Annotated in this window: 23 protein-coding genes and 1 pseudogene; 14 read left to right on the top strand and 10 right to left on the bottom strand. The window is 64.6% G+C overall.

All coding sequences use genetic code 11. From position 1 onward, the window contains the following. Entirely contained in the window at nucleotides 1-1,554 is a 1,554-nt protein-coding gene (locus QX034_RS22060) for a hydantoinase/oxoprolinase family protein (protein WP_315706908.1), read from the top strand. A 15-nt stretch (nucleotides 1,555-1,569) separates the two neighbouring features. On the opposite strand, the gene pncA is transcribed toward QX034_RS22060, so the two are convergent. Further along, the gene (pncA, locus tag QX034_RS22055) at nucleotides 1,570-2,193 is read right to left on the bottom strand and encodes a bifunctional nicotinamidase/pyrazinamidase (RefSeq protein WP_315706907.1); all 624 of its coding nucleotides are present in this window, start codon (nucleotides 2,191-2,193) and stop codon (nucleotides 1,570-1,572) included. A 169-nt stretch (nucleotides 2,194-2,362) separates the two neighbouring features. Here pncA and QX034_RS22050 point away from each other — a divergent pair, with 169 nt between their 5' ends. After that, complete coding sequence (locus QX034_RS22050) at nucleotides 2,363-4,993, top strand: spermidine synthase (protein ID WP_315706906.1); 2,631 nt, start codon at nucleotides 2,363-2,365, stop codon at nucleotides 4,991-4,993. Nucleotides 4,994-5,005: 12 nt separating this feature from the next. Here QX034_RS22050 and QX034_RS22045 read toward each other — a convergent pair whose 3' ends face one another. The 3 genes from QX034_RS22045 to QX034_RS22035 all read right to left on the bottom strand — a co-directional run bounded on the left by QX034_RS22045 (nucleotide 5,006) and on the right by QX034_RS22035 (nucleotide 8,230). Further along, nucleotides 5,006-5,629: a 2OG-Fe(II) oxygenase family protein gene (locus tag QX034_RS22045; RefSeq protein ID WP_315706905.1), complete on the bottom strand. Its 624-nt coding sequence runs from the start codon at nucleotides 5,627-5,629 to the stop codon at nucleotides 5,006-5,008. A 100-nt stretch (nucleotides 5,630-5,729) separates the two neighbouring features. Further along, entirely contained in the window at nucleotides 5,730-6,020 is a 291-nt protein-coding gene (locus QX034_RS22040) for a hypothetical protein (RefSeq protein ID WP_315706904.1), read from the bottom strand. Nucleotides 6,021-6,181: 161 nt separating this feature from the next. Continuing rightward, nucleotides 6,182-8,230, bottom strand: a complete 2,049-nt coding sequence (locus QX034_RS22035; protein ID WP_315706903.1) for a hypothetical protein — start codon at nucleotides 8,228-8,230, stop codon at nucleotides 6,182-6,184. A gap of 392 nt (nucleotides 8,231-8,622) precedes the next feature. On the opposite strand from QX034_RS22035, the gene QX034_RS22030 reads away from it, so the two are divergent. The 7 genes from QX034_RS22030 (at nucleotide 8,623) to QX034_RS22000 (ending at nucleotide 13,716) form a co-directional block, all read left to right on the top strand. Then, nucleotides 8,623-9,408, top strand: coding sequence for a peptidyl-prolyl cis-trans isomerase (locus QX034_RS22030; RefSeq protein WP_409977611.1), 786 nt, complete (start codon nucleotides 8,623-8,625; stop codon nucleotides 9,406-9,408). Further along, on the top strand, nucleotides 9,408-10,382 hold the full coding sequence (locus tag QX034_RS22025) for a HupE/UreJ family protein (protein ID WP_409977612.1): 975 nt from the start codon (nucleotides 9,408-9,410) through the stop codon (nucleotides 10,380-10,382). Before QX034_RS22030 ends, QX034_RS22025 begins: the two co-directional genes overlap by 1 nt. A 14-nt stretch (nucleotides 10,383-10,396) precedes the next feature. Beyond that, entirely contained in the window at nucleotides 10,397-11,002 is a 606-nt protein-coding gene (locus tag QX034_RS22020) for a HupE/UreJ family protein (protein WP_315706900.1), read from the top strand. After that, nucleotides 10,999-11,619 (top strand): HupE/UreJ family protein, encoded by a 621-nt coding sequence (locus tag QX034_RS22015; RefSeq protein WP_315706899.1) that lies wholly within the window; start codon nucleotides 10,999-11,001, stop codon nucleotides 11,617-11,619. Before QX034_RS22020 ends, QX034_RS22015 begins: the two co-directional genes overlap by 4 nt. Before the next feature lie 134 nt (nucleotides 11,620-11,753). Continuing rightward, nucleotides 11,754-11,993 carry a hypothetical protein gene (locus QX034_RS22010; RefSeq protein ID WP_315706898.1) on the top strand — a complete coding sequence of 80 codons (240 nt, stop codon included), beginning with the start codon at nucleotides 11,754-11,756 and terminating at the stop codon, nucleotides 11,991-11,993. Between the two features lie 156 nt (nucleotides 11,994-12,149). Then, nucleotides 12,150-12,341, top strand: coding sequence for a hypothetical protein (locus tag QX034_RS22005; protein ID WP_315706897.1), 192 nt, complete (start codon nucleotides 12,150-12,152; stop codon nucleotides 12,339-12,341). A gap of 238 nt (nucleotides 12,342-12,579) precedes the next feature. Further along, nucleotides 12,580-13,716 (top strand): hydrolase, encoded by a 1,137-nt coding sequence (locus QX034_RS22000; RefSeq protein WP_315706896.1) that lies wholly within the window; start codon nucleotides 12,580-12,582, stop codon nucleotides 13,714-13,716. Nucleotides 13,717-13,770: 54 nt separating this feature from the next. Here QX034_RS22000 and QX034_RS21995 read toward each other — a convergent pair whose 3' ends face one another. Together QX034_RS21995 and QX034_RS21990 are read right to left on the bottom strand one after the other, a co-directional pair. Further along, nucleotides 13,771-15,321: an aldehyde dehydrogenase family protein gene (locus QX034_RS21995; RefSeq protein WP_315706895.1), complete on the bottom strand. Its 1,551-nt coding sequence runs from the start codon at nucleotides 15,319-15,321 to the stop codon at nucleotides 13,771-13,773. A gap of 354 nt (nucleotides 15,322-15,675) precedes the next feature. Then, nucleotides 15,676-16,814, bottom strand: a pseudogene (locus QX034_RS21990) (YihY/virulence factor BrkB family protein). 316 nt (nucleotides 16,815-17,130) lie between these two features. On the opposite strand from QX034_RS21990, the gene QX034_RS21985 reads away from it, so the two are divergent. Continuing rightward, nucleotides 17,131-17,382, top strand: a complete 252-nt coding sequence (locus QX034_RS21985; protein ID WP_315706893.1) for a DUF3551 domain-containing protein — start codon at nucleotides 17,131-17,133, stop codon at nucleotides 17,380-17,382. Nucleotides 17,383-17,406: 24 nt separating this feature from the next. Here the strand turns inward: QX034_RS21985 and QX034_RS21980 are convergent, their stop codons facing one another. Next, nucleotides 17,407-17,967, bottom strand: coding sequence for a carboxymuconolactone decarboxylase family protein (locus tag QX034_RS21980; RefSeq protein WP_315706892.1), 561 nt, complete (start codon nucleotides 17,965-17,967; stop codon nucleotides 17,407-17,409). 489 nt (nucleotides 17,968-18,456) lie between these two features. Here QX034_RS21980 and QX034_RS21975 point away from each other — a divergent pair, with 489 nt between their 5' ends. Both QX034_RS21975 and QX034_RS21970 read left to right on the top strand, forming a co-directional pair. Then, the gene (locus QX034_RS21975; RefSeq protein WP_315706891.1) at nucleotides 18,457-20,541 is read left to right on the top strand and encodes a TonB-dependent siderophore receptor; all 2,085 of its coding nucleotides are present in this window, start codon (nucleotides 18,457-18,459) and stop codon (nucleotides 20,539-20,541) included. A 174-nt stretch (nucleotides 20,542-20,715) separates the two neighbouring features. Continuing rightward, a complete protein-coding gene (locus tag QX034_RS21970; RefSeq protein WP_315706890.1) occupies nucleotides 20,716-21,912 on the top strand; it encodes a PepSY-associated TM helix domain-containing protein in 1,197 nt (398 codons plus the stop codon). Nucleotides 21,913-22,507: 595 nt separating this feature from the next. Here QX034_RS21970 and QX034_RS21965 read toward each other — a convergent pair. Continuing rightward, nucleotides 22,508-23,254 carry a hypothetical protein gene (locus tag QX034_RS21965; RefSeq protein ID WP_315706889.1) on the bottom strand — a complete coding sequence of 249 codons (747 nt, stop codon included), beginning with the start codon at nucleotides 23,252-23,254 and terminating at the stop codon, nucleotides 22,508-22,510. A 291-nt stretch (nucleotides 23,255-23,545) separates the two neighbouring features. Between QX034_RS21965 and QX034_RS21960 the strand changes: the two genes are divergently transcribed. Then, nucleotides 23,546-24,001: a hypothetical protein gene (locus QX034_RS21960; RefSeq protein ID WP_316195785.1), complete on the top strand. Its 456-nt coding sequence runs from the start codon at nucleotides 23,546-23,548 to the stop codon at nucleotides 23,999-24,001. A 321-nt stretch (nucleotides 24,002-24,322) separates the two neighbouring features. Continuing rightward, nucleotides 24,323-25,207: a hypothetical protein gene (locus QX034_RS21955; RefSeq protein WP_316195784.1), complete on the top strand. Its 885-nt coding sequence runs from the start codon at nucleotides 24,323-24,325 to the stop codon at nucleotides 25,205-25,207. A 110-nt stretch (nucleotides 25,208-25,317) separates the two neighbouring features. On the opposite strand, the gene QX034_RS21950 is transcribed toward QX034_RS21955, so the two are convergent. Continuing rightward, on the bottom strand, nucleotides 25,318-25,590 hold the full coding sequence (locus tag QX034_RS21950) for a hypothetical protein (RefSeq protein WP_315728382.1): 273 nt from the start codon (nucleotides 25,588-25,590) through the stop codon (nucleotides 25,318-25,320). Continuing rightward, nucleotides 25,583-26,878 (bottom strand): NAD(P)/FAD-dependent oxidoreductase, encoded by a 1,296-nt coding sequence (locus QX034_RS21945; RefSeq protein ID WP_315728385.1) that lies wholly within the window; start codon nucleotides 26,876-26,878, stop codon nucleotides 25,583-25,585. Before QX034_RS21945 ends, QX034_RS21950 begins: the two co-directional genes overlap by 8 nt.

Genomic DNA, 26,878 nt, shown 5'->3' with positions numbered 1-26,878 from the left:
ATGAAGCGTATTGGTATCGATGTCGGTGGCACCAACACCGACGCCGTCCTGATTGCGGACGACAAGGTGGTTCATTCCGTCAAATGCCCGACCACCGCCGACGTCACCTCGGGCATTCTCGCCGCGCTGAAGCTGCTGCGCACGAAGCCCGCGGCAGCGGTGCCGGTCGATGCGGTGGTGATCGGCACCACGCATTTCATCAATGCGGTCGTGCAGCGTCGGCACGTGCAGAAGATCGGCGCGGTCCGCATCGGCATGCCCGCCTCCGCCTCTCTGCCTCCCTTCTGCGACTGGCCGGCCGATCTCGCCGCCCTGGTGAGTGGCGAAGTGTTCATGCTTGAAGGCGGCCACGACTATGACGGCCGCCCCTTCATGCCGCTCGATGTCGCCGGATTGAAGGCTGCTGCACGGAAGGTCAAGGACCGGGGGCTGCGCTCGGTCGCGGTGAGTTCGTCCTTCTCGCCGCTCGATCCGAGCTGCGAGACCACCGCGCGCGAGATATTCGCCGAGATCTGTCCGGACGTCGCGGTCACCTTGTCGCACGATCTCGGCCGCATCGGTCTGCTCGAGCGCGAGAACGCCGCGCTCTTGAATGCCGCGCTTCACGATCTCGCGGTGACGACCGTGGCCGCCTTTCGCAAGGCGATAGCCGATTCCGGCATCGATGCGCCGCTGTTCCTGACCCAGAACGACGGCACCGTGATGCAGGCGGAGATCGCAACGGCTTTTCCGGTGATGAGCTTCGCCTCAGGCGCCACGAATTCGATGCGCGGCGCGGCCTATCTCTCGGGCCTCGACGATGCAATGGTGGTCGATGTCGGCGGTACGACCAGCGACATCGGCCAGTTGCGCCACGGCTTTCCCCGCGAAGCCAATGCGGTGGTCGAGGTCGGCGGCGTCCGAACGCTGTTCCGCATGCCCGACCTGCTCTCGATCGGCCTTGGTGGCGGCAGCCATGTGGATGAGGATCCGGTCCGCGTCGGCCCGCTCAGTGTCGGCTACCGGCTGACGGAGGACGCGCTGGTGTTTGGCGGCGGCAGGCTCACTGCCACCGATATCGCGGTTGCAGCAGGCCTCGTCGACATCGGCGACCGCACGCGCGTCGCGCAGCTGGGCAGGGGTCTGATCGAGGCCGCGCTCGCCGATGCCCATCGCAAGCTCGCCGACGACATCGACCGCATGAAAACCGAGGCCGGCGATGTGCCGCTGCTCGCGGTCGGCGGCGGCGCTTTCCTGGTCCCCGATCGGCTGCCCGGCATTTCCGAGATTGTGCGGGTGCCGCACGGCGACTGCGCCAATGCGGTGGGCGCGGCGATTGCGCAAGTCAGCGGCGAGGCCGACCAGGTATTCCGCGATCTCTCCCGCGAGGAGGCGATTGCGGCGGCACGCGGCATCGCCGAGGATCGCGCGGTGCAGGCCGGCGCCGCGCGCGAGAGCCTGAAGACGGTCGATGTCGAGGACATGCCGATCGCCTATCTCCCTGGCAATGCGCTGCGCGTGCGTGTGCGCGTTGCCGGCGCGATCGCCGATCCGAATGTCGATGCGGCGGCGTAAGCCGTCGCTTCTCGATCAGGCAAGATCGGCAATCCGCAGCACCCCGGCCTCGCCCATCTCGGCATAGGCGCGCGCCAACGAGCCACCGAGATCGATTGCCCGGCAGCCGGCGTCGATCACGACGGCCTCGAAGCCGAGCCGCCGTGCATCCATCGCCGAATAGTGCACACAGAAATCGGTGGCGAGCCCGGCCAGAAACACGCGCGCGAGTCCGCGCTCGCGCAAGTAGCCGGCGAGGCCCGTCGGGGTGATCTTGTCGTTCTCGAAAAATGCCGAATAGGAATCGATCGCGCGACGAAAGCCCTTGCGGATGATCAGCTGCGCTCTATCGGTGTCGAGCCTGGCGTGGAACGCGGCGCCCGGCGTGCCCTGCACACAGTGATCCGGCCACAACGTCTGCGGACCATAAGGCATGGCGGTCGTCTCGAATGGCGCGGCACCGGGATGGCTCGAGGCAAACGAGCCGTGGCCTGCCGGGTGCCAATCCTGGGTCAGCGCCACGTGATCGAATTGCTGAGCGATGCGATTGACGATGGGCACCACGGCATCGCCATCGCCGACGGCCAAAGCCCCTCCCGGACAGAAATCATTCTGGATGTCGATGACGAGCAGCAAATCCTCGCTCGGGCGTATCTGCATGATCTCCGCAACCTGCACTGATTATTGTCGATATCCAAGCATGGCGAGCGGAGGAGCCAACCGCAAGCGGCCGTTTAATATTTCTGTCAAATGGCGCGCCCATAAGACACGGACGCACGGGATACGCAGCGGGTTGCAGCGTGCCGCTGTGAGGTTCCCAAGCACGCTCATGACGACCGTCTCATCTGATACCGATCGCAATTCGGCAGCTTCGCAAGCTTTCAAAGCAACCGGGCTTAGTCTTGCGGCATCTGAGAGGCGCGGAGCCCTGGCAAGCTGGGCCCTACTCCCGATCGTCGCTGCTTCGGGCTTTGCCGGGCTCGGTTACGAGATCGTGTGGACGCGGCAGCTCAGCCTCGCCCTCGGCACGGAGATGATGGCCGTGCTCGGCGCGATCGCTGGCTTTTTTGCTGGCCTCGCGCTCGGCGCCTTCGTGCTGGATGGCCTGATCCGGCGCACGCGCTCGCCGGCCCTGGCCTATGCCGCACTCGAAATCGTCATCGGGCTGTGGGGCGTCGTCGCAATCTGGCTGTTGCCCGCTGCGGGCCGCGCGCTGGCCCCCCTGCTCGGCACGGAGCCGGCGCCAGCCCTGTTGTGGGCTGCAAGCTTCGCCCTTCCAACCCTCGCGCTGTTGCCTGCAACGGTCGCGATGGGCGGCACGCTCGCCGCCCTGGAACGGATCACGCGCGAGTTGCAGGGCAATCCGCGCGTCAGCGCCGGCGTCTACGGTGCCAACACCGCTGGCGCCGTTGCGGGCACGTTGGCCGCCACCTTCCTGCTGATCCCTACGGTCGGCTTCTCCGGCACGCTTCTATCTCTCGCCGGCATCAATCTGCTCTGTGCATTCGGCGTGCTTGCGCTGACTCGAGTCGCACAGCCGGTCGAGCCCAAAGACGCACAAACACAGCCCCGGAACATCGGCGATCTGCGGCTCATGCTGACGCTGTTTGCGACCGGCTTTCTCGGCATCGCATTCGAGGTGCTGGTGGTGCGCCTCGCGGCCCAGGTACTCGAGGATACGGTCTATACATTTGCCGGCCTGCTTGCGGCCTATCTGCTGGGCGCCGCGGGAGGCGGACTGATCTGGCAGCGCATGGCCGGCGGCGCGCGCGACGGCGGTGACGGCCGGCTGCTGGGATTAACGTCGTTCGCCTGTCTGGTCACGGCGTTCCTCATTCCGGCAATCCCGTACATCGCGGAATTAGCGCGTGAGTTGGGGATCATCGGTGAGCTTGCCGTGGCGATGGCGCTGTTCCTGCTGCCTGCAGCCGCGATGGGCGCGCTGTTCGGGCAGTTGGCCCAGCATGCGCGCGATCAGCGCGGGTCGCTCGGATGGGCGGTCGGCATCAACAGCATCGGGGCGGCGTTGGCGCCACTGGTTGCCGCACAAATCCTGATTCCCGGGCTCGGCGCATGGACGGCGCTGCTCCCCGTCGCGCTCGGCTATCTCCTGCTCCTGCCGCCGCGTCGGATGGCACTGGCGTGGTCGGCAGCGCCCGTCCTCGCCGCGCTGGTGCTGGGGCTCCGTCCGACACCGCTGCTCACACGCGTTCCCGCGGGCGGTTCGCTGCTCGCGATGCGCGAAGGACCGATGGCCACCGCAAGCGTGGTCGATGATGCCTCCGGCACGCGCTATCTCGAAATCAACGGCCATTTCCGGATGGGCGGCACCAGTTCGAGCCGTTCCGATTATCGCCAGGCGACGTTGCCGCTGCTTCTGCATCGGGCGCCGCGCAGCGCGCTGTTTCTCGGCATCGGGACCGGCGCCACGGTGATAGGGGCTGCGCATATGCCGGGCGTCAACGTCCACGGCGTCGAGCTGTCGCGCGAAGTGGTGGAGCTGTTGCCCTACTTTGCCAATCCGGCGGCGGACGATCGCATGCCGCCGATCACGGTCGCGGATGCACGCCGCTATGTTGTTGCGGACAACCGCAGTTATGACGTCATCGTCGCCGACCTGTTTCACCCGGCGCTCGATGGCAGCGGCGCGCTCTACACGACCGAGCATTTTGCAGCTGTCAAACGCCGGCTCGCGCAGGGCGGCATCTTCTGCCAGTGGCTGCCGCTCTATCAGCTCGACCTGCCGTCCTTGCGCGCGATCATCAGAAGCTTCCTGGCGATCTATCCGAACGGATCGGCCTGGCTCAATCATTACAGCGTTCGCACACCGATGCTGGCCTTGATCGGTCCGACCGGTGCGGGTGATCTCGATCTCGCCGCGGTAGCTGCGCGACTGCGCGATCCCAGCCATCGCACCGTGCTGGAGCCGCTCGGCTTCGAGACGCCGATCGATCTGCTCGGACAGTATGTCGGCGGACCGCACGCGCTTACCGCCTTTGCGGGCGAAGGTCCGCACAATACCGACGACTATCCCTTCGTGACCTTTGATGCGCGCCGAAATGTCGTCGCATTGACGGCGCCGCCCTGGTCGCTGCTGCTCTCGGTGATCAGAACCATCCAGCCCGATCCCGCCGAGTTGCTCGCGGAGTCGCAGCGCGATGACCTTGGCGAGAGGCTGCGCGCCTATTGGCGCGCCCGCGATCGTTTCCTGGAGGCCGGGGCCGCCCTGCCCGGAGACCCGCGTGGCAAGGCATTGATCGAGGCCGCGTCGCCGGGTCTCCTGGCGGCGCTCCGCCTCAGCCCTGAATTCGATCCGGCCTATGGACCGCTGATCGGCATGGCCAGGTCATTGCTGGGCTCCGACCGAGTTGCAGCACAGCACCTGCTGCAGGCGATCGCCGCGGCTGCGCCGGCGCGCAGCGATGCGCGCGAGCTGCTGGCACGTGAGTTCGGCCGCTAAGCGCTCATTGGTTTATGGCGCAAAGGTGACCCGATAGCCCCAGCAATCGAGATGATCGGGAATGGCGTTGAAGGCGATCGTGATCCGCTGGTCGCCCTGGTTTCGCGGCACCTCGTGATAGAGATAGCTCGGAAACAGCACGAGGTCGCCCGCCTCGACCTCCGGCACCATGTATTTGCCGGCGTTGTACGGACCGACTGCCGCACTCCGCGTATGATGCCGGAAGGAGAAGTCATAGCCGCCGGGCGGCCGCACGAACACTGTATTGCTGGCTGGATGCGACGGCGTCAGATAGAAGATGCCGGAGATGAAGCTGTTGGCATGGGCGTGCAAAGTCTGGTTGCCGCCCGTCTCCAGCATGTTGGTCCACATCTCCTTGACGGTCCATTTCAGCTTCTCGCCGAACAACAGCTCGCCAAAGTCGACCAGCTTCGGAACCGCCAGCTCCGCGATGGTCTGAAACAGGTTGTTGTTACTGGGATCGGCGACTTGCGTGTGGAACAGCTGCCCGGACCGCAGATTGGTCTCGATCTTGGCGCCGCGGATGGCCGCCACGGCAGCGTCCTTCAGCTCCGCACTCAACAGACCGGGCGAGCGCATCAAGGGAATCGGAAAAAGCGGCTCGATCTGATCCATGATTCAAGGCGTCCGGCGGATTGAACTCGGGCGGACAATGTGCGCAGGAGCATGACACCCGAATGACAGCGCAGCCCGGCCGCACATCGATGCCTTGCTCTCAGCGCGGCGGTATTTCGTTCGCCTGCAGCACGTTGAGGCGCTCGCCGGGCTTCAGGCTGTGGCGGCGTTCGCGCAGCTCCACGGTGGCCCGTTCGGCCGCCTCCAGGCAATCGTCGAACTCGCCATTGCCGGCCTCGACCAGCGCCTGATGCAGGTGCCGCTCGGCGAAATAGCGCGACACATCCTCGGCAGGGAACGTCTCGGCCAGCACGCGAGCTTCCGATACGGCCGCGTCGCAGGCCTCTCGCGTCGGCTCTTCCTCTGCCGAGGCTGTTGCGCCGACGGCCATAAAGACGATACCGGCAAGTATTCTCCAAACAATATCGGGACGCTCTCGCAAGACACGCTCTCCAAAGAGAAGCGCCGGACGCAAATCCGGCGCAGGAAGTGAAACCATCTATCCGGCGAGGCACCGGCAACGATGCCCCGCCGGATCCGACGCTCTAGAACTCAGTCTCGGTCGTTGTCGTCCCGGTCGTTCGAGGCCCAGTCACCCCATTGACCCGAATGCCCCCAATGATCCCAGTCGTTATGGTGGTGGTGATCTCCGGCCAACTTACGCGCGAGCTCGGCATTCTTCTCGACCAGAAGCTTCGGCGAGCCGAAGGGCCGGACGAAGATCGGGTTCGCGTAGAACCAGAGATTGGAGTAGGCCTGGACGTCGTAGGTCACCTTCTTGACGCCGTTGACGACGTCGAGATGCGCCGGACAGGCCGCATCCGTGCAGCTGACGTTGGTATTGTTGACGTCGAGCAGCGGGTTGCCGGCGCTGTCCGTGACGTTCGGCGTCGCAACCGGGATGTTGGTGCCGCGTGCACGGATGTAGAACGGCGTCTTGGTCGCGGTGAAGGTCGTCGTGAAGCTCAGCCGGGTGGACCCGTCCTTCAGCTTCTGACTCTTCATCGTGGTGGCATTGATCTGCTTGGCGATCTTGGCCGAAGCATTGTAGACGATCGCCGCACCGGCGGTGCCGCCGGCGTTCGCCACCGCGTAGCCCGGAGCACCCGGCTGGATCACACCGGTGATGTCGCTGGTGATCAGGTCGACGTGATCGAGCGACGGCTGATTCAGCGGCTGGTTGATGCCGACCTGCGCCAACAGCGGGTTGTTGAAGCTGTAGGGGCTGTTGTTCTTGGCCGGGATCGTCAGCTGCATCTCGACGACGATCTTTTCGCCGGGATACACTTGGAGCGTTTCACCCATCGTCTTCCAGTTGAAATCCCACTCGCCCTTGGCGCGGAACTTCAGGTCAGGTCCGATGATGTCGCCATTGACCGAGTAGGAATTGCCCGAGCGCATGCCGTCGATGATCGACTGTGCACGGAAGTTCTCCGTGTTCGGCACGTAGAGCTTGGTGTACTCGCCCGGAATGAAGTCCGACGTCGTCGCAGCGTCGCGCGCACCGAAGGCGCCGCGATTGTGCCAGTCGGAGCTCACATAGACGAACGTGTTGCGGCCTTCGCCGAGCATGCCATCCCAGAGACCGCCGACCTTGGCCGTGTAGACGCCGGCCATGCCGTAGGTGCCGCCGCCGACTGCGCCGGTGCCGTAGGATCCCGAGCCGCCCTTCAGACCGCCTTGCGCCATATGGCCAGGCGATTCGATGCCGAACGCCACCGTCGGGCCCGCATTGTTGAAGTCGCGGAAGTGCTCGATGTTGTAGCCGGCCGAGCTGTTCGGATTGAACGGCCCCTGGCGCTCGGTATGCGTCGGAACCGCATAGGAGGTCAGCGGGTAGTTCGCCTGCAACCACTGAATGCCGGCGATGGCCTTGCCGTGTCCGGCAGTACCGGAATTGTTGACGTTGTCCTTGCCGCTCCAGATCGATTTATTGCTGGCGTCGACAGGGCCGATTGCGTCGGTGTCCGCACGATCATAGCGGTATTCGAACTCGGCCATCTTGTCGGCATTGCCGTAGCCGCGCGGATTCTGGCCCGCGATCACCGCGACGTCGGTGTGCTCATGACCGGGAACGATCCACTCCAGGCCTTCGACCAGCACCTTGTCGTACATCGAGGTGCGGTTGACGATGATCGGATACTCGACCTCCTTGATCGACTGCCAGCGCCACATCGTTTGACCGGTGCCGCTGCCGTTCGGCGTGCCCTTCAGACTGGTGATGGTGATACCGTCGATGGTCTGGCCGAGCGTCTGGCTCCAGGTGGTCGTGGTTTCGCCCGGGATGTTCGCGCTGGTATCGCTGAAGCGACAGTCGCGGTTGCCCGAACCGCCGTGGTTGCCGAGCGTGAACCAGTCGAGGTTGAAGTTGTTGCCGCCCGCGGCGGCCGTGCCGGTGCCGACTGAACGATCGATCGAGTAGCCGGCCGCCACCGAACCGTCGGTGCAGGTATTGTGGTTGTGCATATCGCCGGCAACATAGGGATTGCCCCTGTGCCCTTCATGCTTTTCGCCCCAGCGCTCATCGGCGCTGGCACCCTGCGTCAAGGCCAGCGAGACCGAGGCCGCTGTCAGCAGGATCTTCCTGGAAGATGGAACCATGTAGTCGCCCCTACAGTATTTTCACGAGTGCAAAACGAAAGCGCCCACGCAGACGCGGCGCGCCAATTCTTCGCGGGCCGGACCAAATCAAATCTCCGAGACAGTTTGTTGAAGGTTTTATTAGGAAGACCGCCTTCGTGGAGAAATGCACCGCCGAACGGGCTTGCGAAATTTTTATGACAGCGCCGATTGTCGGGTGACAACAGCGACTTGCCCGTTGCATATACGCGCCGCACTTGCTCCCTCGCGGAATTGTAAGAAGTATGGCCTCGCCAGCGATGTCGAACGCGACACACACTTTTGATATCACCTCTGCCGTTCCCTCCGATCACAGCAGCAGCAAGCAAGATGAGCGAATCGCGCGCAGCACACGCTCGACGTTCTACGCAGCAATGCAGAAACTCGCTCGCGAGCCGCTGCTGCATTTCGCAGTGCTGGGCGGCCTGATCTTCGCGGGGGATAGGGTTCTTCACCCGCCTGCGAAGGACGATAAGGTCATCGTCGTCACCAAGGCGATGCGCCAGTCCTTCATCGACAATTTCGACGAGGACAAGGAGCGCAAGCCCAGCGACGCCGACATTCAGAAGATGGTCGACGCCTGGGTCGCCAGTGAAATCCTTTATCGCGAGGGCAAGGCTCTCGGCGTCGATCGCGGTGACGAGATGATCCGTGATCGCGTCGCGTTCAAGCTGCAACTTCTGATCTTCGACCAGGTCCGCGTGCCGCAGCCGACCGAAGGGCAGTTGCAGGCCTGGTTCGCCGAGAACCACGCCCGCTTCGACGCGCCCGAGCGCGTCGGCTTCTACCTGACGCCCGCGACCGATCAGGCTATTGCGCAACGACAGCTCGAGGACATCCGCGCACAGCGCGAATCCGAAGAGCTGCGCGATCAGACCCGCGCGATCCTCGGCCGCCCGGTCGCCAGCCTTGCCGGCGCGTTCGGCCAGAGCTTCAGCGACGGGCTCCAGAAACTGTCGCTCGGCGAGTGGAGCCTCTTGCAGTCGAAGGACGGCTGGCATGTCGTGCGGCTGGATTCGCGCGAGCCCGGCACGCCGGCGAAACTCGACGATGTCCGCGACGATGCTGCGAAGATGTGGCACACCGAAGAGACGCGCAAGCAGGCGTGGGAGGCGGTGACCCGGCTCAGGGCCAACTACAAAGTGCGGTACGAGCCGTGATCAGCCTTCGGTATCTGCGGATCGCGCTGCTGCTTCTCACGGCCCTGACCGTTCCTCGCGCGCTCTTCGCCCATGAAGCGTCGCTGGGCGTGCTCGAATTCCGCGAAGTCCGGCCCGGCGCCTTCATCGGGCTCTGGACGATGGAGCCGACCGCCGGCGCCGACCATGTCGACCTCAAGGTCCCCTCCCACTGTTTCTTGCGCCTGCCCGAATTGAACTGCGGTGAGAAGGGGCTGGTCGGCCAGATCACGATCGGCAATCTCGGCGCCGACATGTCGGCGGCGCTGATCAAGATCATTCCGCTCAAAGGCGAGCCGCGCAGCTACACGATCTCGACGGCGAACCCGGTGGTCACGGTGCTCGGCACCGACGCGCCGACGCTCGACACCTGGCTCGAGCTGGCCAAGACCTATATCAATTACGGCATCGATCACATCCTGCTCGGCGCCGACCATCTGCTGTTCGTGCTCGGCCTGATCTGGATCGTGAAGGGCGGCTGGCGCCTGGTGAAGACGATCACGGCCTTCACCGTCGGCCACTCTGCCTCGCTCGCCGCCGCTGCCTTTGGCGTGATCGGCGTGCCGGAACGCCCGCTCAACGCCTGCATTGCATTGAGCATCGTCTTTGTCGGCGTCGAGATCATCAAGCAGCAGCGGGGCGAGATCGGCCTGACCGCGCGCTACCCATGGGCGGTCGCCTTCACCTTCGGCCTCGTGCACGGCATCGGCTTTGCGAGCGCGCTCGCCGGCCTCGGGCTCGAGCGCCGCCTGTTGCCACCGGCGCTTCTCTTCTTCAACATCGGCGTCGAGATCGGCCAGCTCGCCTTCGTGCTCCTGGTGCTTGCGCTGATCTGGGCGCACCGCCGGCTGAATGCGGTGCTGCCGAACTGGGGCGAGGCGCTGCCCGCCTATGCCATCGGATCGGTCGCGATGTTCTGGTTCATCGGCCGCCTCCTCATCGTCCTTTCCACATGACCCGCGATCGAATCATGTCACTGCGACATCTCCGCACGCTGCCGCTCGCCGCGGCTGCCGCTCTCCTCACCCAACCCGCGCTGGCGCATGAGCAGGCCGATGTCGGCGGCGGCCTTGCCGCCGGACTGCTGCACCCGCTGACCGGCGCCGATCACCTGATCGCCATGGTCGCAGTCGGCATCTGGGGCGCGCAGCTCGGCGCGCCCGCCATCTGGGTGCTGCCGATCACCTTCCCGCTGGTGATGGCCCTCGGCGGCGTGCTCGGCATCATGCATGTAGCGCTGCCGATGCCCGAGGTCGTGATCGCGCTCTCGGCGCTGGTGCTTGGCGGTGTCGTCGCGCTGCGGCTGAAGCTGCCATTTGCTGCTGCGGCGGCCGTCGTCGCAGTGTTCGCGGTGTTTCACGGGCACGCCCATGGCGCCGAGCTGCCCGGCTCCGCCAACCCGCTTGCCTATGGCATCGGCTTCGTTGTCGCCACCGGCCTGTTGCATCTCTGCGGCATCGTGATCGGCACGTTGACGCGCTGGCCGGCCGGCGAGCGCGTAGTGCAGGGCCTTGGCGCCGTCATCGCGTTGCTCGGCGGCTATTTTCTCGTTCATAGCCTCGGAGCCTTCGCATGAGGCGCGCTCTCAAGCCCGGCCTGATCGCACCCGCCTTGTTGCTCGCGCAGGCGCAGGCGGCGGACGCCCATATCGTCGCGATTCGGCTGGGCGATTTCTATGCCGGCGCGCTGCACCCTCTTACCGACCTGCAGGACGTCTTGCTTTGGCTCGCCATAGGCCTGCTCGCGGGATCGCTAGGTGCACTGCGCGGGCGCTGGCTCGTGCTGGTGTTTCCGATCGGGCTGCTGGCAGGCCTCGCGCTCGGCGAAAGAATCGGAGCGATCGCTGCCAATCCCGCGGTTGACGCCGTTATTGCGGTCGTGCTCGGCCTGCTGCTGGCCGCTGCTGCACGCGTGCCGACCATCCTGCTGTGCGTGATGGCCTTCGCGATGGCCGTGCTGCGCGGTGCGGCCAATGCCAGCGACCTCGCCCCCAAGACGGATCGGCTGCTGTTTGCGTCCGGCCTGGCCTGCGCCGGCTATGCCGCGATCACCCTGATCATGGCGCTGACGCTCGCCTTCCGTGGACCGCTCGCCGACAGTTCGAAAGCCTGGCGCGGTATCGCGCTCCGGGCGCTGGGCGGCTGGATCGCTGCAATCGGACTGATGATGGCGGGCCTCGCCTTCGCCTCGTAAGACCGGTCGCTCCGTCCCGCGCTGAGCGGAGCCTGCAATTGGGAATCCCTGCCCTGTGCGGAGGAGGAACAGCAGAGGGGCACGGCAGATTCTCTTCGGAGCGAGGTGCAGATGCCTATCGTAAGCGCTCTGCGATGAAGAGTTTGGAGCGTTGGGCGATCACGGTGTTGCTGGAGGCCGGCGCCATCCGTGAATGCGAGACGCATGGCTGGATGCAGGATCGCGCCGATCCGCACACCCGTGCGCGCGCACGCATCATGGCCTGCGACGAGATGCCACCGGGAATCTCTAAAGAAGTGGCGATCGCTGCTGTCGAAGACGTACTGGCTTCCATCGGAGACACATGCCCGGACTGCGATAAAGACGTGACATGATCGCGGTTCGGACTCAGAGGACCCGAACGGCAGTCCAATACTACCGAGCCGGCAGCTGTGGCGGCTGCAAGGACCGGCACCGCGGATACTCACATAAGTGATTCCACAACGGAGCCGCTCTCGCCTACGCTCGATACCCGATGGGGAGATCGCACCTTGGCCAAGCCACCGGAGCCGCCACAACGCAAGCCGTGTCCGACCTGCGGCAGGCCGCTCGCCACGCGCGAGCAGAACGACGGAGAGCCGGAGCTGATCTGTCCGACCTGCGACGGTCCCGATCCGCTGTACTCACCGAAGGCGATCGGCTGGACCAAAGGATCGCTGCAGCCGCCAAAGCGGCCGCACTGAGTTCACCGCGAACGCCGCCGCTCGACCTTGCTGCGGCTATTACCGACCTCCTTGACGCCTTCGTCAGAGCGCAACGCACGAATCTCCAAAGCAGTTCCAGCATCATTGCTGCCGGAAGAAGGCGTAATCCATCGGGTTCACCTCGCCCGGCTCCGGTGAGCGCGCCGCGCGGAGCTCTTGTCGCCCGCCGGAATCGCCGTAAGCTGCGCGTCCCAGCGGACCGAGGATATTGGTTCTGATGAGATCGAACGACGCCCGCGAGCGCACCGACGATGCGGCCACGACGCCCCTTGTCCGATCCGACGCGACCATCGTTCGGCGCTATATCGTGGTGATCACCGTCCTGTTCCTCATCCTCGTTCTGCCGCTCTCGGTGGCGCTGATCTGGGTGGCGCATCCATTCCATGCGCTCGCGACACCGGCCCAACTCGCAGCGATCCAGACCCGCAATCCGGATGCCGTTATCCTGCCGGTCGACCTGCGCTACAATGCCGCCTTCAAGCTCGCCCGGGTCGCAGAGCAGCAGCCCGAGATCATGTGTTTCGGCAGCTCGCGCGCCGGGGGCTTCCGCGCCGAGATGTTCCGGCCCGCGCGCTTCTACAACCTGTCGTTCACCGCCTGGACCACCGATCAGCTCCTGGACGTCTTCGACCGGGCAACCCGCGAGTCCCGGCCACGCGTTGCGATCCTGGAGCTCGACTACTTCCTGTTCACCGAGCGATGGGAGCGCTGGTTCGCGACGACGCGGACGATGATCCACGACCGTCCGTTCCGTTATGCAATGGCGAGTCTCGGCACATTCCTCCGCAACGCCGCAGCCAATCGTGTCCCGTTCGAGGCTTATCGCAGCGCTCCGACGAATTTCATCGGCCCCGAAAGCGTCCGCGCCGAGGAGGGATTTCGCAGCGACGGTTCCTATGTCTATTCGGCAGGACATATCGACTCCGCCCATCAGCACTATCGCTCGGCCGATTTCTTCGCGAGCTCGGTCCCGGCCGGCGCCGCAATGTCCGCGCGCCTGCAGACGCCGATCGCGCAGCTTGCCGAAATCGCACGCGAGCGCGGGATCAGGCTCATTGCCGTGCAACTGCCCCTGATCCGTGCCGGGGTCGACCTGCTGGACCACGACGAGTCCTACCATTCGCAAGCCGGCACCTGGCGAGACTTCGAAAGCGAGAAGACCAGGGCGTGGCTCGCTCGCCTGGGCATCCCGCTGTTCGATCTCGCTCACTCGCCGATCGACGACGATCCGGACAATTTCGTCGATGCCATCCATTTGTCCGAGGGTGGCATGCACAAGGCGATGCGTGAATTGTGGGCCGATCCCGGATTTCGCGCCGCGTTCGCTGGAATCGATCTATCTCCCCAGAACTGATGGCCCGGCGGCGCAAGCGACCGGGGCGCCCGTCCTTCCGTCTATGCGCCGAACTCACCCGATATCGAACCTCACGCCCTGTGCGAGCGGCAAGGTGCGGCCGTAGTTCACGGTGTTGGTGGCGCGGCGCATATAGGCCTTCCACGCATCCGAGCCGGATTCGCGGCCGCCGCCGGTCTCCTTCTCGCCGCCGAAGGCGCCACCGATCTCCGCTCCGGACGGGCCGATATTCACATTGGCGATGCCGCAATCGGAGCCGGATGCGGACAGAAACAGCTCGGCCTCGCGCAGATCGTTGGTGAAGATCGAGGAAGACAGGCCCTGTGGCGCCGCGTTGTGCATCTCGATCGCCGCGCCGAGATCGCGATACGGGATCGCATAGAGAATCGGCGCAAAGGTCTCCTGCATCACCGGCTCGGCCTGCGCCGCCATCTCCACCAATGCGGGCCGCACGTAATAGGCCTGTTCGCAGCCGCCAACCATGACGCGCTCGCCGCCGACCACGGCACCGCCGTGGTCTTGCGCGGCAGCAAGCGCCGTCTGCATCGCCTGATAGGCCCTGGCATCGATCAGCGGCCCGACCAGCGTGTCCACCTCCAAGGGATTGCCGATCGTCACCGACGCATAGGCCTGCTTAAGCTGCGGCAAAAGCTGGTCGTAAACGTCCGCATGCACGAACAGCCGGCGCAGCGTCGTGCAGCGCTGTCCGGCTGTGCCCATCGCGGCGAACGCGACCGCGCGCAAGGTCAGGTCGAGGTCGGCGGACGGCGTCACGATCGCGGCATTGTTGCCGCCGAGCTCCAGGATGGCCCGGGCGAAACGGCCAGCCAGGCGCGCGCCGACAACGCGCCCCATCGCCGTGGAGCCCGTGGCGGAGACCAGCGGCACACGGGCATGATCGACCAGCATCTCGCCGACCTTACGGCCACCGAGCAGCACGGCGCTGAGCCCGTCCGGTGCCTGTCCGCCCTCGCGCCGATATCGGACAATCGCCCGCGCCAGCAAGGCGTCGGTCGCAAGCGCCGTGAGAGGCGTCTTCTCCGACGGCTTCCAGACGACACTGTTGCCGCAGACCAGCGCCAGCGCCGCATTCCAAGCCCAGACCGCCACCGGAAAATTGAATGCCGAGATGATGCCGGTCACCCCGAGCGGATGCCAAGTTTCCATCATCCGGTGCTCGGCGCGCTCGGTCGCGATGGTGAGACCATAGAGCTGGCGCGACAGGCCAACGGCGAAGTCGCAGATGTCGATCATCTCCTGGACCTCGCCAAGGCCTTCGGACACGATCTTGCCGGCCTCGATCGAGACCAGCCGGCCGAGTTCAGCCTTGTGGGCACGCAACTCCTCGCCAAACAGGCGCACGAGTTCGCCTCGCTGCGGTGCCGGCACCAGGCGCCAGCGCAGGAAGGCCGCATGCGCCTTCTCGATCCCGAGCCCGACCTCGGCGGCGCTGCTCTCGCGCACATGGCCAAGGATCTCGCCAGTGATCGGTGAATGCGCGGCAAGCGTACCGCTTGTGATGCTGTCGGCTGCGATACCGAGGGCCGTCAGCAGGGCGGCGGCTTCGGATGCAAGGTTCGGATGCATGTCAGGAATGGGGGACATCGCGAGAACTCCTGGTCGCTTCACCTGGCCGTTGAGGCGCGGCGGAAGGCTCTATCGACCAGGTTGATAGATCAGATCGCGCCTTGGCGCGACCACCTTGCACGCGCGGCATCGATCTCGGGCGCGTCCGAGTTCTACATCTAGGCACCCTCCGCGACGAGCGAGGCGCAACCCGGATATCGCCTCGATCTGGCGGGCGCTGCTCGCCAAGGCAGCGACCGATGGCCGACGCGGCGTCTTCCTACCGCTGGCGCCGCGGCCCGAGACTCTGCGGACGCTCGGTCTGACCACCGCACTCCAGGCTCCTGAGTTTTCTGGTCAGACGACTTCAATGCGAAGACGAGCTCGGCCGGATCAGCTCGCAGCTCCGATCGTATCGGCCACGGCGCCGCGCGTGCCGATCGGCTTGGCCGCACCGGTGGTGGTGTCTGACGCTCCAGCTCCGCATCCAGTTCGGCCCCGACCAGGATCACGGTGGCGGAGATCCAGAGCCATGTCATGAAGCCGACCACGGCGCCCAGCGAGCCGTAGGTGGCATTGTAGCTGCCGAAACTCGCCGTGTACCAGGAGAACAGCACCGAGGCCACGAGCCACAGCGCCCCCGCGAGCGAGCTGCCCCAGCTGATCCAGCGCCATTTCGGCCGTTCCCGGTCCGGGCCATAGCGGTAGATCAGCGCCAGTGCCAGCGCGACGCAGACGAAGATCGCGGGCCAGCGTCCGATGCGAAGCAGACTATCAGCGGCGCTCGACTGCCCGACGTAATTCAAGACAATCGGGACCACCACGATCGCACCGAGCGCGATGATCGCGAACAGGATGGCACCCGCCGTGAACAGAAGCGAGATCGCATTCAGCTTGATGAAGCCACGCCGCTCGCGCTCGCCATAAACGACATTGAGAGCGTCGAACAGCGACTTCATCGCCGCGTTGGCGCTCCACAGGGAAATCGCGAGACTCACGACGAACGTAATGCTGAGCGCCTGCGATCCCTTCGATGCGACCCGTGTCAGCTGGTCGCGCGCGATCTCGATCGCCCCGCCCGGCAATATGCCGTTCATCTGCCCCAGATGCGCAGCGATGCTCGCGGGATCGGCAAACAGCCCATAGATCGCGACCAGCGCAGCCAGGCCGGGAAAGATGGCGAGCAGGCTGTAAAACGTCATGCCCGCGGCGAAGGCGAGGACGCGGTGCTCGCTGACGTCCTCGTAGAGCCGGACAAGAACGTCTTTCCATCCGCGCGGCGGGATCTCCGACGGCGAATTGGCCAACCGGCCATGGCCGAGTTCTTGGTTGGATTCTTGGCCGGATCCTTGGCCATATCCCTGGCCGAGCTCCTGTCCCCGGCCGGAGCGTCCGCGATCGGTCTGGCGCTGACCGAGATACTGGACCAGGACCGCAAGACCCAGCAACGCCAGCACGCTGCCGGTACCCGGAAAGCGAATGGGTTGCGCGGCGACTTCACTCGCGCCGGAAGATTTGGACCGTCGGAACATGTGATTGTCCGTGCTTATGCGTGAAGCAACCGGACCCATCCTGGATTGTTCCCGCACGCCACGTAGAGCGGCACACGGATGAACTGAACCAGGCGTAAGCGACACTAAACCGTTGTCGGCACCACCCGCCTGTCATGGCGGAGTCAGTGCCGCCGACCGACCACCGCCAAATGAGATCGGCAAATTGGATCGCAGTGCAATCGCCAAGTGATCACCGCCCAATCACAACAGATCCCAAGCTATCGCGGCGGGAGGAACGGCGACGAGGCACACCGCGTTGAAAGGCCATCATATTCACCCTCTGTGGAGACACTCCATGCGCCGTCTGTTGCTTGCCACCCTCTCCACGCTCGCGCTGGTCGCGGGCTTCGCCTCGCTGTCGCCAGCCGACGCCGGACAGGCCCGCTATTGCCTGCAGGGCCGCATCTGGGGCTATCCCGGCAACTGCCAATTCTCCACCTACCAGCAGTGTCAGGCGTCCGCATCCGGAACCGATGCCTATTGCGGCATCAATCCTGCACATGCCTACGCCCGCCAGCGCGGCCCGTATCGTGGCTATTATCGCTGATGAGCCACGGCTCCTCGCGCGGCGTCAGTCGGGGACCGGCACGTCGAACGTGTTCAACGTGACGGAGACCATGCAATAGACTCCGACGAGATAAGACAGTTCGGCCGCACCATGCGTTCCGAACTGTTCGACCGCCGCGCGGTAGGTCAGTTCAGGCAGCACGCCGCCATTGACCAGGGCCGAGGCGACATCATAGGCAACGGCTTCCTGCTTGGTCAGGTCGACCGGCCGCTGGCCCGCAACGATCGTTGACAGCTTCTCGTCCGTCAATCCGCGCTGCTCGGCGACGAGAACGTGGGCATAAAGCTCATACGCCGAGCGGAAGTGTGCCCCTGTCACGAGTATCGCGACTTCCCGCACGGCCGCCGGCAACGATGGCGCTGCGACCATCGCCTTCACCAGCTCCCAGACCGGCTTGCCGAACTTCGGCTCGCGGAGCCACGGATTCCACGGCCCGAGCAATGCGCCATCGGCGCGGAGGTTGACGAACCCTTTGAAGTGATCCCGCATGCCCTTCTTCATATCCTCGTAGAGGGGCTTCTGTTCGTCGCTCAGTTCATCCGGGCTGACAATCGGCAAACGCATGTCGCTCTCCTGTTGATGTCGTAACGCTGACTGCAATTGCGCACGCAATCAAGTGAAGTTCCCGTGACGCGTGTGATCGCAGCGCGCGAGGCCGGCGAGCCGAAGTCCGGCACGGCGGCGCCTGCTCAACATCGATGCAACGACCTTCACGTCTCTCTTAGAGCAATTCAAGTCCACGCGACATTCTCATGAGCCGCGGTGACTGATAGAGGCACCTGGTAGCCTTGGTGGACGTGGAAGTGAATTGAAGTGACGAGACGAACTGATTGCCGGCTTGGCGCCCCATGCGATCGAGTCGGCAAGCGACTGAATGCCGTGGCCGGCACCGTCGCATTGTTGGCCGATATCCTCTCTCCAACCTCAAGCGCCAACGCGCAATCGACACTGCCGGCGGTGACGGTGGATGCCCCGGCGCCAAAGCGGAAGATGATACGAACAACTGCAGATTCTCCGCGCCAGGTCGGAGCGGCTGCGACGCCGGGGCACACCGTGCCACCGGCTCGCGCCGAGCCAACGCGCTCCGAGCGCGCTGCCGCTGCAGCCGCAGCGCTCACCGAAGCCAAACTCGGCTATCGCGCGATGCCCAGCGCGACGACCTTGCGCAGCGGCGCCTCGCCACTCGACACCTCGCAAGCAGTCAATGTCGTTCCCGAGCAGGTGCTCAAGGACCAGCTGCCGCGCAACCTCGATGACGCGCTCATCAACGTCAGTGGCATTACCCAGACGAACACGCTGGCCGGCACCCAGGACGCGGTGATACGCCGCGGCTTCGGCGACAACCGCGACGGCTCGATCATGCGCAACGGCATGCCGCTGGTGCAGGGCCGCAGCCTGAATGCCGCAGTCGAAAGCGTCGAGGTGCTGAAAGGACCGGCTTCGCTGCTCTACGGCATCATGGATCCCGGGGGCATCGTGAACACGATCAGCAAGCGCCCGGAGCTTTACCAGCACGGCTCGATCACCCTGCTCGGATCAGCCTACGCCAACAGCCGCACGGGCGCGGACGGCACCATGGACATCACCGGCCCGATCGGCAATGGTGGCCTCGCCTATCGCTTCATCGGCTATGGCGTCAGCGAGGATTATTGGCGCAATTTCGGACGGCACCGCGAGATGCTGGTGGCACCTTCGCTGGCCTGGTACGGCGACAGCACCACGGTGCAGCTCAACTACGAGCATCGCGAATTCATCTACCCGTTCGACCGCGGCACAGCGTTCGATTCGACGACGAAGGCGCCGCTCGCCATTCCGGCAACCCGCCGCCTCGACGAGCCCTTCAACAACATGTGGGGCCGCTCCGAGCTGATCCAGGCCTCGGTCGAGCAGAAACTCAGCGAAGACTGGAAGGTCACAGCGGCGTACAGCTACAACACCGAGACCTACAACGCGAACCAGCTCCGGATCACCTCGGTTGACGCCAGGACCGGAGTCGAGAAGCGCAGCGATGACGGCACCTCTGGCGCGCTCTCCAGGGTGAGCTACGGGACGTCCTACCTGCAGGGCGGCTTTTGGCTCGGCGGCCTGCGCAACGACATCCTGGTTGGAGGTGATGCGCAGTATCGCACGATCTATCGGCAAGATATGATCCGGCAGGCGACAGCGAGCTTCAACTTCTACAATCCGACTTACGGCCTGGTTCAGCCTGGCACGACGGTTTCCGCCAGCGACAGCGACCAAACCGACAAGCTCGGCCAATACTCGCTATTCCTGCAGGACACGCTGCATCTGACCGAGCGGCTCGCCTTGGTCGCAGGCGTCAGGTACATGGACTACGAACAACTGGCCGGCAAAGGCCGGCCATTCGTGACCAATACCAATCTGGCCGGCGACAAGGCCCTGCCGCTCGGCGGCGCGATCCTCAAGCTCAACGAGCAACTTTCGCTCTACGCAAGCTATACTCAATCGCTCAAGCCCAGCTCGACGATCGCTCCGCTGACGGGGGGCGTCGTGATCGGCTCCAACGTCGCTCCTGAAGAGGGCACATCGTGGGAGACCGGACTCAAATTCGATATCGACCAACGCCTCTCCGGCACAGTGGCCATCTATGACATCGACAAGAGAAACGTGCTGGTTTCCCAGCTCAACACGGCGACCGGTCTCACCGAGTACAGCGCCGCGGGCAAGGTCCGCTCACGCGGGGTCGAGGTGGACGCCACCGGCAAGCTATCCGACCATTGGAGCATGATCGGCAGCTACGGCTATACCGATGCGCGCGTGATCGACGATCCGACCTATGCGGGCAACAAGCTGCAGAACGTCGCCCTCAACACGGCTTCGCTGTATCTGGTCTACGATTTCGGAACCGCCCTGCCCGGCCGGCTGCGGCTCGGCGCCGGCGCGCGCTATGTCGGCGACCGGCCGGGCGATGCCGCCAACAGCTTTGTGCTGCCGTCCTATGTGGTCGCCGACATCTTCGCGACCTACGAGACCAGATATCAAAACCTGCCGCTGATCTATCAGCTCAACGTCAAGAACTTGTTCGACACCGTCTACTATCCGTCGGCCAACAGCATCCTGACCGTCGCGATGGGCGATGCACGACGCGTGTCGCTCTCGGCGACAGTGAAATTCTGAGGCATCGCGGAACATGCGCACGGGCTGTCAAGCTAGAGCTATTACAAACTGGATGGTACCGGATTGGGTGGCGGGTCGAAGGACGCGTCGCTATGGTTCAGCCGCTGGCGACCATCTGCGCCTGCAGAACATTTCCTGATCTCGACATCGCCACGCCCGCAGATTCCGACGTACATGGTCAAGTCTTTCGTCAAGGCCGCGCTGCTGGAGTTGCATTCGGTCATTGGTCTGGTGTTCTCGCTGGTGCTGACGGTGATCGGGATCACCGGCGCGATCATGAGCTTCGAGGATGAGATTCAGGCGAGCCTCAACCGCTCGCTGATGAAGGTCGAAGCGCGCGCCGCAGCGAAGCTCGCACCGGACGAGTTGTTAGCGCGGCTGCAGGCGGAGCATGGCTTCGGCAGGGTGTCGGGCCTGACGATCCCGAACAACCCGGCGGCCGCAGTGCTCGTCCGATTTCCACGCAGCGAAAGCAGAGCGCGGCCCTCCTCGGTCTATGTCGATCCATATGATGCCCATGTGCTCGGCGTGCCCATGGGGGCAGATTTCTTTGCCACCGTGCGCCGACTGCACCGCTGGCTACTGATCCCCGGCGACGGCAACGGCTATGGCCGGCAGATCACCGGCGTTACCGTGCTCGGCCTGATCGCCCTTATGATCTCGGGGCTGGTGCTGCGCTGGCCGCATCGCGTCACGAGCGTCAAGATGTGGCTCAAGCCCAACCTGGCCTTGAGCGGACGCGGCCTGCATTGGTCGCTGCACGCGGTGATCGGCACCTGGCTCCTGCCGATCTATCTGGTGATCGCGTTGACAGGCCTGTGGTACTCGTTCGAATGGTACAAAGCCGGCGCAACCTGGCTGCTGTCGCGACCTGAGACGGCTTCTGCGGCCATCGCCTCCAAACCGTCCCGCACATCGCGCGCGACCGATGCGAACGCCAGTGCCGCTAAGCCGGAGGCGCCACTGAACCTCGATCGCGCGTGGGAGGCCTTGCTGCGCGCGCAGCCGAACGGCTTCGTCACGGCGCAACTGATCCTGCCATCGGGCGCGGGCACGGTCATCCGCGTCCGATCATGGCACCACGACGGACTCGACGGTGCACGCGACGAATTCCGCATCGATGCAACAACCGGCCAAATCGTCGCCTCCGAACGCTATGCCGACAAGACGACCGGCGAGCGGATTCTGGCCCGCGTGCTCGATATTCACCGCGGCAGCATCCTCGGCTGGCCGGGTAAACTGCTGTTCATGTTTGCCGCGGCCCTGATGCCATTGTTCCTCGTCACCGGCGTCCTGCTCTACCTGTCGCGCCGGCGTCACCGGCACCTGAGACGACGCACGCCCACCCCGAGCCTCGTTACGGGTGAATGAACAGCGCGAGCAGGCTGCCAGCACTTTCTCGCGTTCCAGCGAACGTGCTCACTGGCACACAGCCGCAACTGATCGAACGCGGTCGAGAATACTTGCCCGCTCCTCGCAGGTTGACTTCCTACGGCGCTCCTCGTATTAAACGATACGGTATATTTCACTCCACGCTCCTCGACTTGCCAAGACCGAGTTCGCCATGCCGCGGTTCAAAGGTTGCGATTCCCACGACATAGCCGCGAACCTGGTTTTGGCAGGTCGGCGGTCCCCAGCGAAACGAGGAAAGGACGAGCTGCGCCTGCTGAAATTCAGCGTCGCCGCGACCATCCTGGTCGCCTGGGTCTGCGGACCGGCTGCAATGGCTCAAGACGATCGTGCGGACAATCGAGGCACGCCCGAGCAACGGGCGGCATGCACCTCGGACGCGTTCCGGTACTGCAGCGGCGAGATCCCTGATGCTGGCAGGGTCGAAGACTGCCTGCGACAGCGCAAGGCATATCTGAGCGACGCTTGCAGATCGGCGTTCGAGCCGCGCTCGGCGGGAAGCCGAGCACGATAAGATTAGCGGAGGTTGTGCTGCGTCGCGCGCCCCAGTGACGGCTCAGAATCCTTCGGTTTCACTTCGATAGAACGTGTTCAGGATCGACATCCGCGGCCGGGCGGTGGCGATGGGGGGCCGCCCGTGCCAACTCATCCCGAGCAGCGAATGATAGGCTTTCAAGACGACGAAGGCGTAGCCGATGTTCGGCAGGAATGGAATCGTCTTGACCGGCTCGAGACAATACGAGCCGACGTGCAAGAGCCCCTTCAGCGAGGATCGATAAAGCGTGGTGCCGAGCACTTCCTGACTGGCATCAGCCGGACAATAGAGCTGCATCGTCACCACCTTCTTACGCGTATCGGGATGCGGCTTGATGCGATATCCGTCGTTGTCCCGGTAGATGACCGGCTTCGCAATCAAATCGAGCTCCTCAGGACGGACCTTGTCGCCCTTGGCGCGGACCTCGAGTCCGTCCTTGAGCATGAGAGTGATCGCCCGCGCGACCGCTTCGGAGGTCAGCATCTGCGAGACGGCAGTCCACATGGACCGTAGCTCGGGCGATATCTTCTCCAGATGATTGCCATAGAGCCGGAGCGCCACCCTTGTGCCGGTCGCGGTGATGGGCTCGTAGCCGGTGGTGGGAAAAGAGCGAACCATCTCGCGGTAGAACGCAGCGGGAAAAAAATCGCGAAAGACGATGTGCGGAAACGGATCCGCGAAATAGGCCGCAGAGCCAATGCTTGCGACTGCGTGATCTGTAAGCTCGTCTGCGAGGCAGCGCTCGACGGTTCCTAGAGCTCCATCCATAAAATCCCCCCGTGTTACACGAGCCGATTCCTATGCAACCACAATGATACATACCTAACAAGAATAAACCGGCAAGCCGGCATGGAACCCATGGATTCCCGTCGTCGTCACCGACGTGTGGCGGCGATCGGACATATGGAAGACGCCACTAGCAGCTGCGGACGATCCTTTGCGCCGGCAATTACCGCCGGCACAATCGCGGTGCTTTTTCGCGACAGGCATGTGCCGGCAGGAACATCGCGCCATCACGGACATTCACCACCTCAGACGCAAACAGGCGGAGGATCCCCCATGGCCGAAGTCACCACCGATCACAAAGCGATCCGCCAATGGGCCGAACGACAAGGCGGGAAGCCGGCAGCCGTCGATCGCACGCACAAGGGCGACGATGTCGGCATCATCCGCATCATGTTCCCGAACGCGCCGAACTCCGAGCACGGCAATCTGGTCGAGATCTCGTGGGACGAGTTCTTCACCGAGTTCGAGGAGCGAAATCTGGCGCTGGTCTATGATCCCGGCGGCTTGTTCAGCAAGATCGTGGGGCGGGACACGGCAGAACGCCGTGAGCATGGCGATCATCGTGCAGCCCGGCATTCCGGTGATGGAAACGGCGGCGGCCGGAGCGGAGGTCGCGCGCAAGGATCGGACGACGACAGCGCGCTGAAGCAACGGGAATACCGCGACAGCGATGGCACGGCGCACCACCATACCAAGGCCTACATGGAGCAGCACAGCAAGAAGGGATGACCTTCCACCATCGTGGTCGGTGCAGCCCCGTCTATCAGTTTTGTCCATGTCGATCTTGGCGCGGGAGCGCCACGCCGCTCTGCGCAATTGTGCATTGTAGCAATCCGCGCGGGCGCCCCGGCGGCACGTCCATCGCAGACGACGTGCACTGCGCTTCAGAGCGCTATCAAATCCGGAACCTTGTGGTCCGACCTTACTTATAGGAACCGAACCCGTCTCGAGGAGGAGGACGACATGGACGGACTGATCTATTTGATAGGCCTCATCGTGGTCATCATGGCGATCCTGTCTTTCTTCGGTCTTCGCTGAGGCGCGGCGGCCATGACCATCGAAGCAATCTCGCCGGAGACGGCGCCGCCCGCTCGCCCAGCTCCGGACAGCTGGATCCTGCAATGGACGCCGATCGTGGCGGGAGCCCTGACCGCCGCTGCGGTCTCGTCCATTCTCATCACCTTTGCCGCGACCGTCGGTCTCGGCGTCAGCTCGGCGGCGCCCACCTGGCGCGCCGCATCGGTCGCGCTCTGGCTGCTGTCGGGCATCTATCTGGTTCTGCAATCGCTGATCAGCTTCGGCTGCGGCGGCTACATGGCGGGCCGGGTTCGTACGCCCTATGAAGCGCCCCGGGGTGACGATACCGAGCGGCGTGACGGCCTTCACGGTGTCGCCTCATGGGCCCTCGCGGTCGTGCTCGGCGCGGCGCTTGCCGCAGCTCTTACCTCCGCGGCGAACCGTCCGAACGCGTGGCGACAACCGTCTGCGACCACCGAACCGTCGGTTCTCAGCTCCGAGCTGGACCATTTGTTCCGCTCGCCACGGCGACCGCCGACGGCTGAACTTGCACCCGCGCGTGCCGAAGCCGGGCGCATCCTGCTGACCTCGTCGAGCCATTCTGGCGTCAGCTCGGACGATCGCACCTATCTCGTCCAGCTCGTGACCGCCACCACGGGGCTCGCGGGACCGGACGCGGAGCGCCGGGTCGACAGCATCATCGCGGAGTCCAAAACCGCGATCGGCCGGGCACGTGCCGGCACCGTCATCCTCGCCTTCTCGGCTGCGACAGCGCTGCTGCTCGGTGCGGTGGCCGCCTGGGCGGGCGCCGAAAGCGGCGGACGCCACCGTGACGGCTTACCGATCTCCGGCTGGATGCTCCATGCCAACCATCGCTTCGGCCGCCGGCGCGACATGTTGGGAGGGATTGCCTCGTAGCCGATACGGCCCTAAAGCCCCAAAGCAAGCTCGGCTGACATGCCGGGCTTCAGCGGCAACGATCCGAGCTCCGCCCAAAGCAGCCCTGCGTTCGGCGGAGCTTCGCTGTTTCATCTGACCAGGCTTACCCAGCGTTCGGTCGCCGCCAGCGCATGGTCCCAAAGCGGGCTCGTGGGCAGGCCGCGATGCAACGCCTTGCCGACCTCGCAGATCGACATGAACGCGCTGGAGCGCGCTTCATCGATCTCGAATTCCTGGTCGCCGCCGGCGCTTTTGGCCATGCCGATCAGGCCGTTCAGAAGCTGTAGCGCCGGCTGCGGTGCAGCCGCTTGCGCCGACTTCAGCACCTCGAGGAAATGCTCGGCCTTTTCCAGCTCAGTCACCTCGATCTCCTGTCCCAACAATGGCCCGCGCCGTCTCCAACCCGCTCGCCAGCGCCGCCTCGACGGTCCCCATGTCCCGCCCCTGATAGAGCGCTTCGCCGGAAAAGAACACCGGCCGGCCGTCGAGGTGCGAGAGCCGCGCCTGCGCCGCGCGCGTTGCCGGCGTCGCATAGGAATAGGCGCCGCCGGCGTGCGGATCACGCCCCCAGTCGATCACCCGCGCGGCCACCAATATCCGCTTCAACTGCTTTGGGTCGCGGCCGAAGATCGCGGCGAGCGAGGCAAGCCCGGCATCGATCAAGCCGCCCTCATCGAGATGAGCCATCGCTGCGGTCTTCGGGCCGGCGAGCCACCCCGTGAGCACAGGCGCATCTGCAGGGTGCTGCGTCCACCACACCGGGATCTCCGCTTCTGAAATCAGAAAGGTGAGATCCGCAATATCCTCGTGCTGATCGAGCCACCAGCGTCTGTCGAAGCGCAGCAGGAGCTTGATGACGTTGCCGAAGCCGATGTCGGCCGCCGCGAGCACCTTCTCTCGCTCCGGCAGCGGCAGCGCGATCCGGTTCAAGAGAGGCGGCGGTACGGTCAGGACGACGGCATCAGCTTGGTGGGCATCGCCGTTGGCGCAGCGGACCGAAACGCCTCCATCACCCGCTTCGATCGCGACCGCGGCGGAGGCAAGATGCAGTGCGACCTGGTGTTTGCGGCATTCCGCCGTCAAGAAGTCGATCAGCGCGCCATAGCCGCCACCGATGCGCCGCGCCTGCCGGCTTTGTTCACCGCCCATCCACTCGTCACGAAGGGCCAGCGTGCTCGCCCGTTCCGGATCGGCCGCGTCGTAGCCCTCGACCATGCGCCGGATCGCGTGCCGAAGCTGCTCATGTTGCGCGCCGGCAAAATATCGCCGCAGGAATTCGGCGATCGGCATATCGTCCGTCACATCGCGTAATGCCTGCTGAAGCGCGGCATCGTCGGTATCGTCAAATGACTCCAGATGGAGTTGTCCGGCTTGAGCTGTCCAGCGCTGTCCCTGAACCGGCGCCAGGGAAAGCCCAGCCTCGCGCAACAGAGCGCGCGTCACCGGCGCTTCGCCGTGGACGAATTCGGCACCGCCGTCAGCTCTGTATCCGAAGCTTGCGGCAGCAAGCGGATTAATGCGCCCACCGCAGCGGTCGCGCGCTTCCAGGATCGTCACCCGCCTGCCGGCACGCGCAAGCTCGCGGGCAGCCATCAACCCGGCAGCGCCGGCGCCGATGACGATGATATTCCCAGACTGCGGTCGCGCCAT

The organism is Bradyrhizobium sp. SZCCHNR3119, from assembly GCF_032487775.1.
Lineage (GTDB): Bacteria > Pseudomonadota > Alphaproteobacteria > Rhizobiales > Xanthobacteraceae > Bradyrhizobium.
This window is presented reverse-complemented; position numbering and strand designations above follow the sequence as displayed.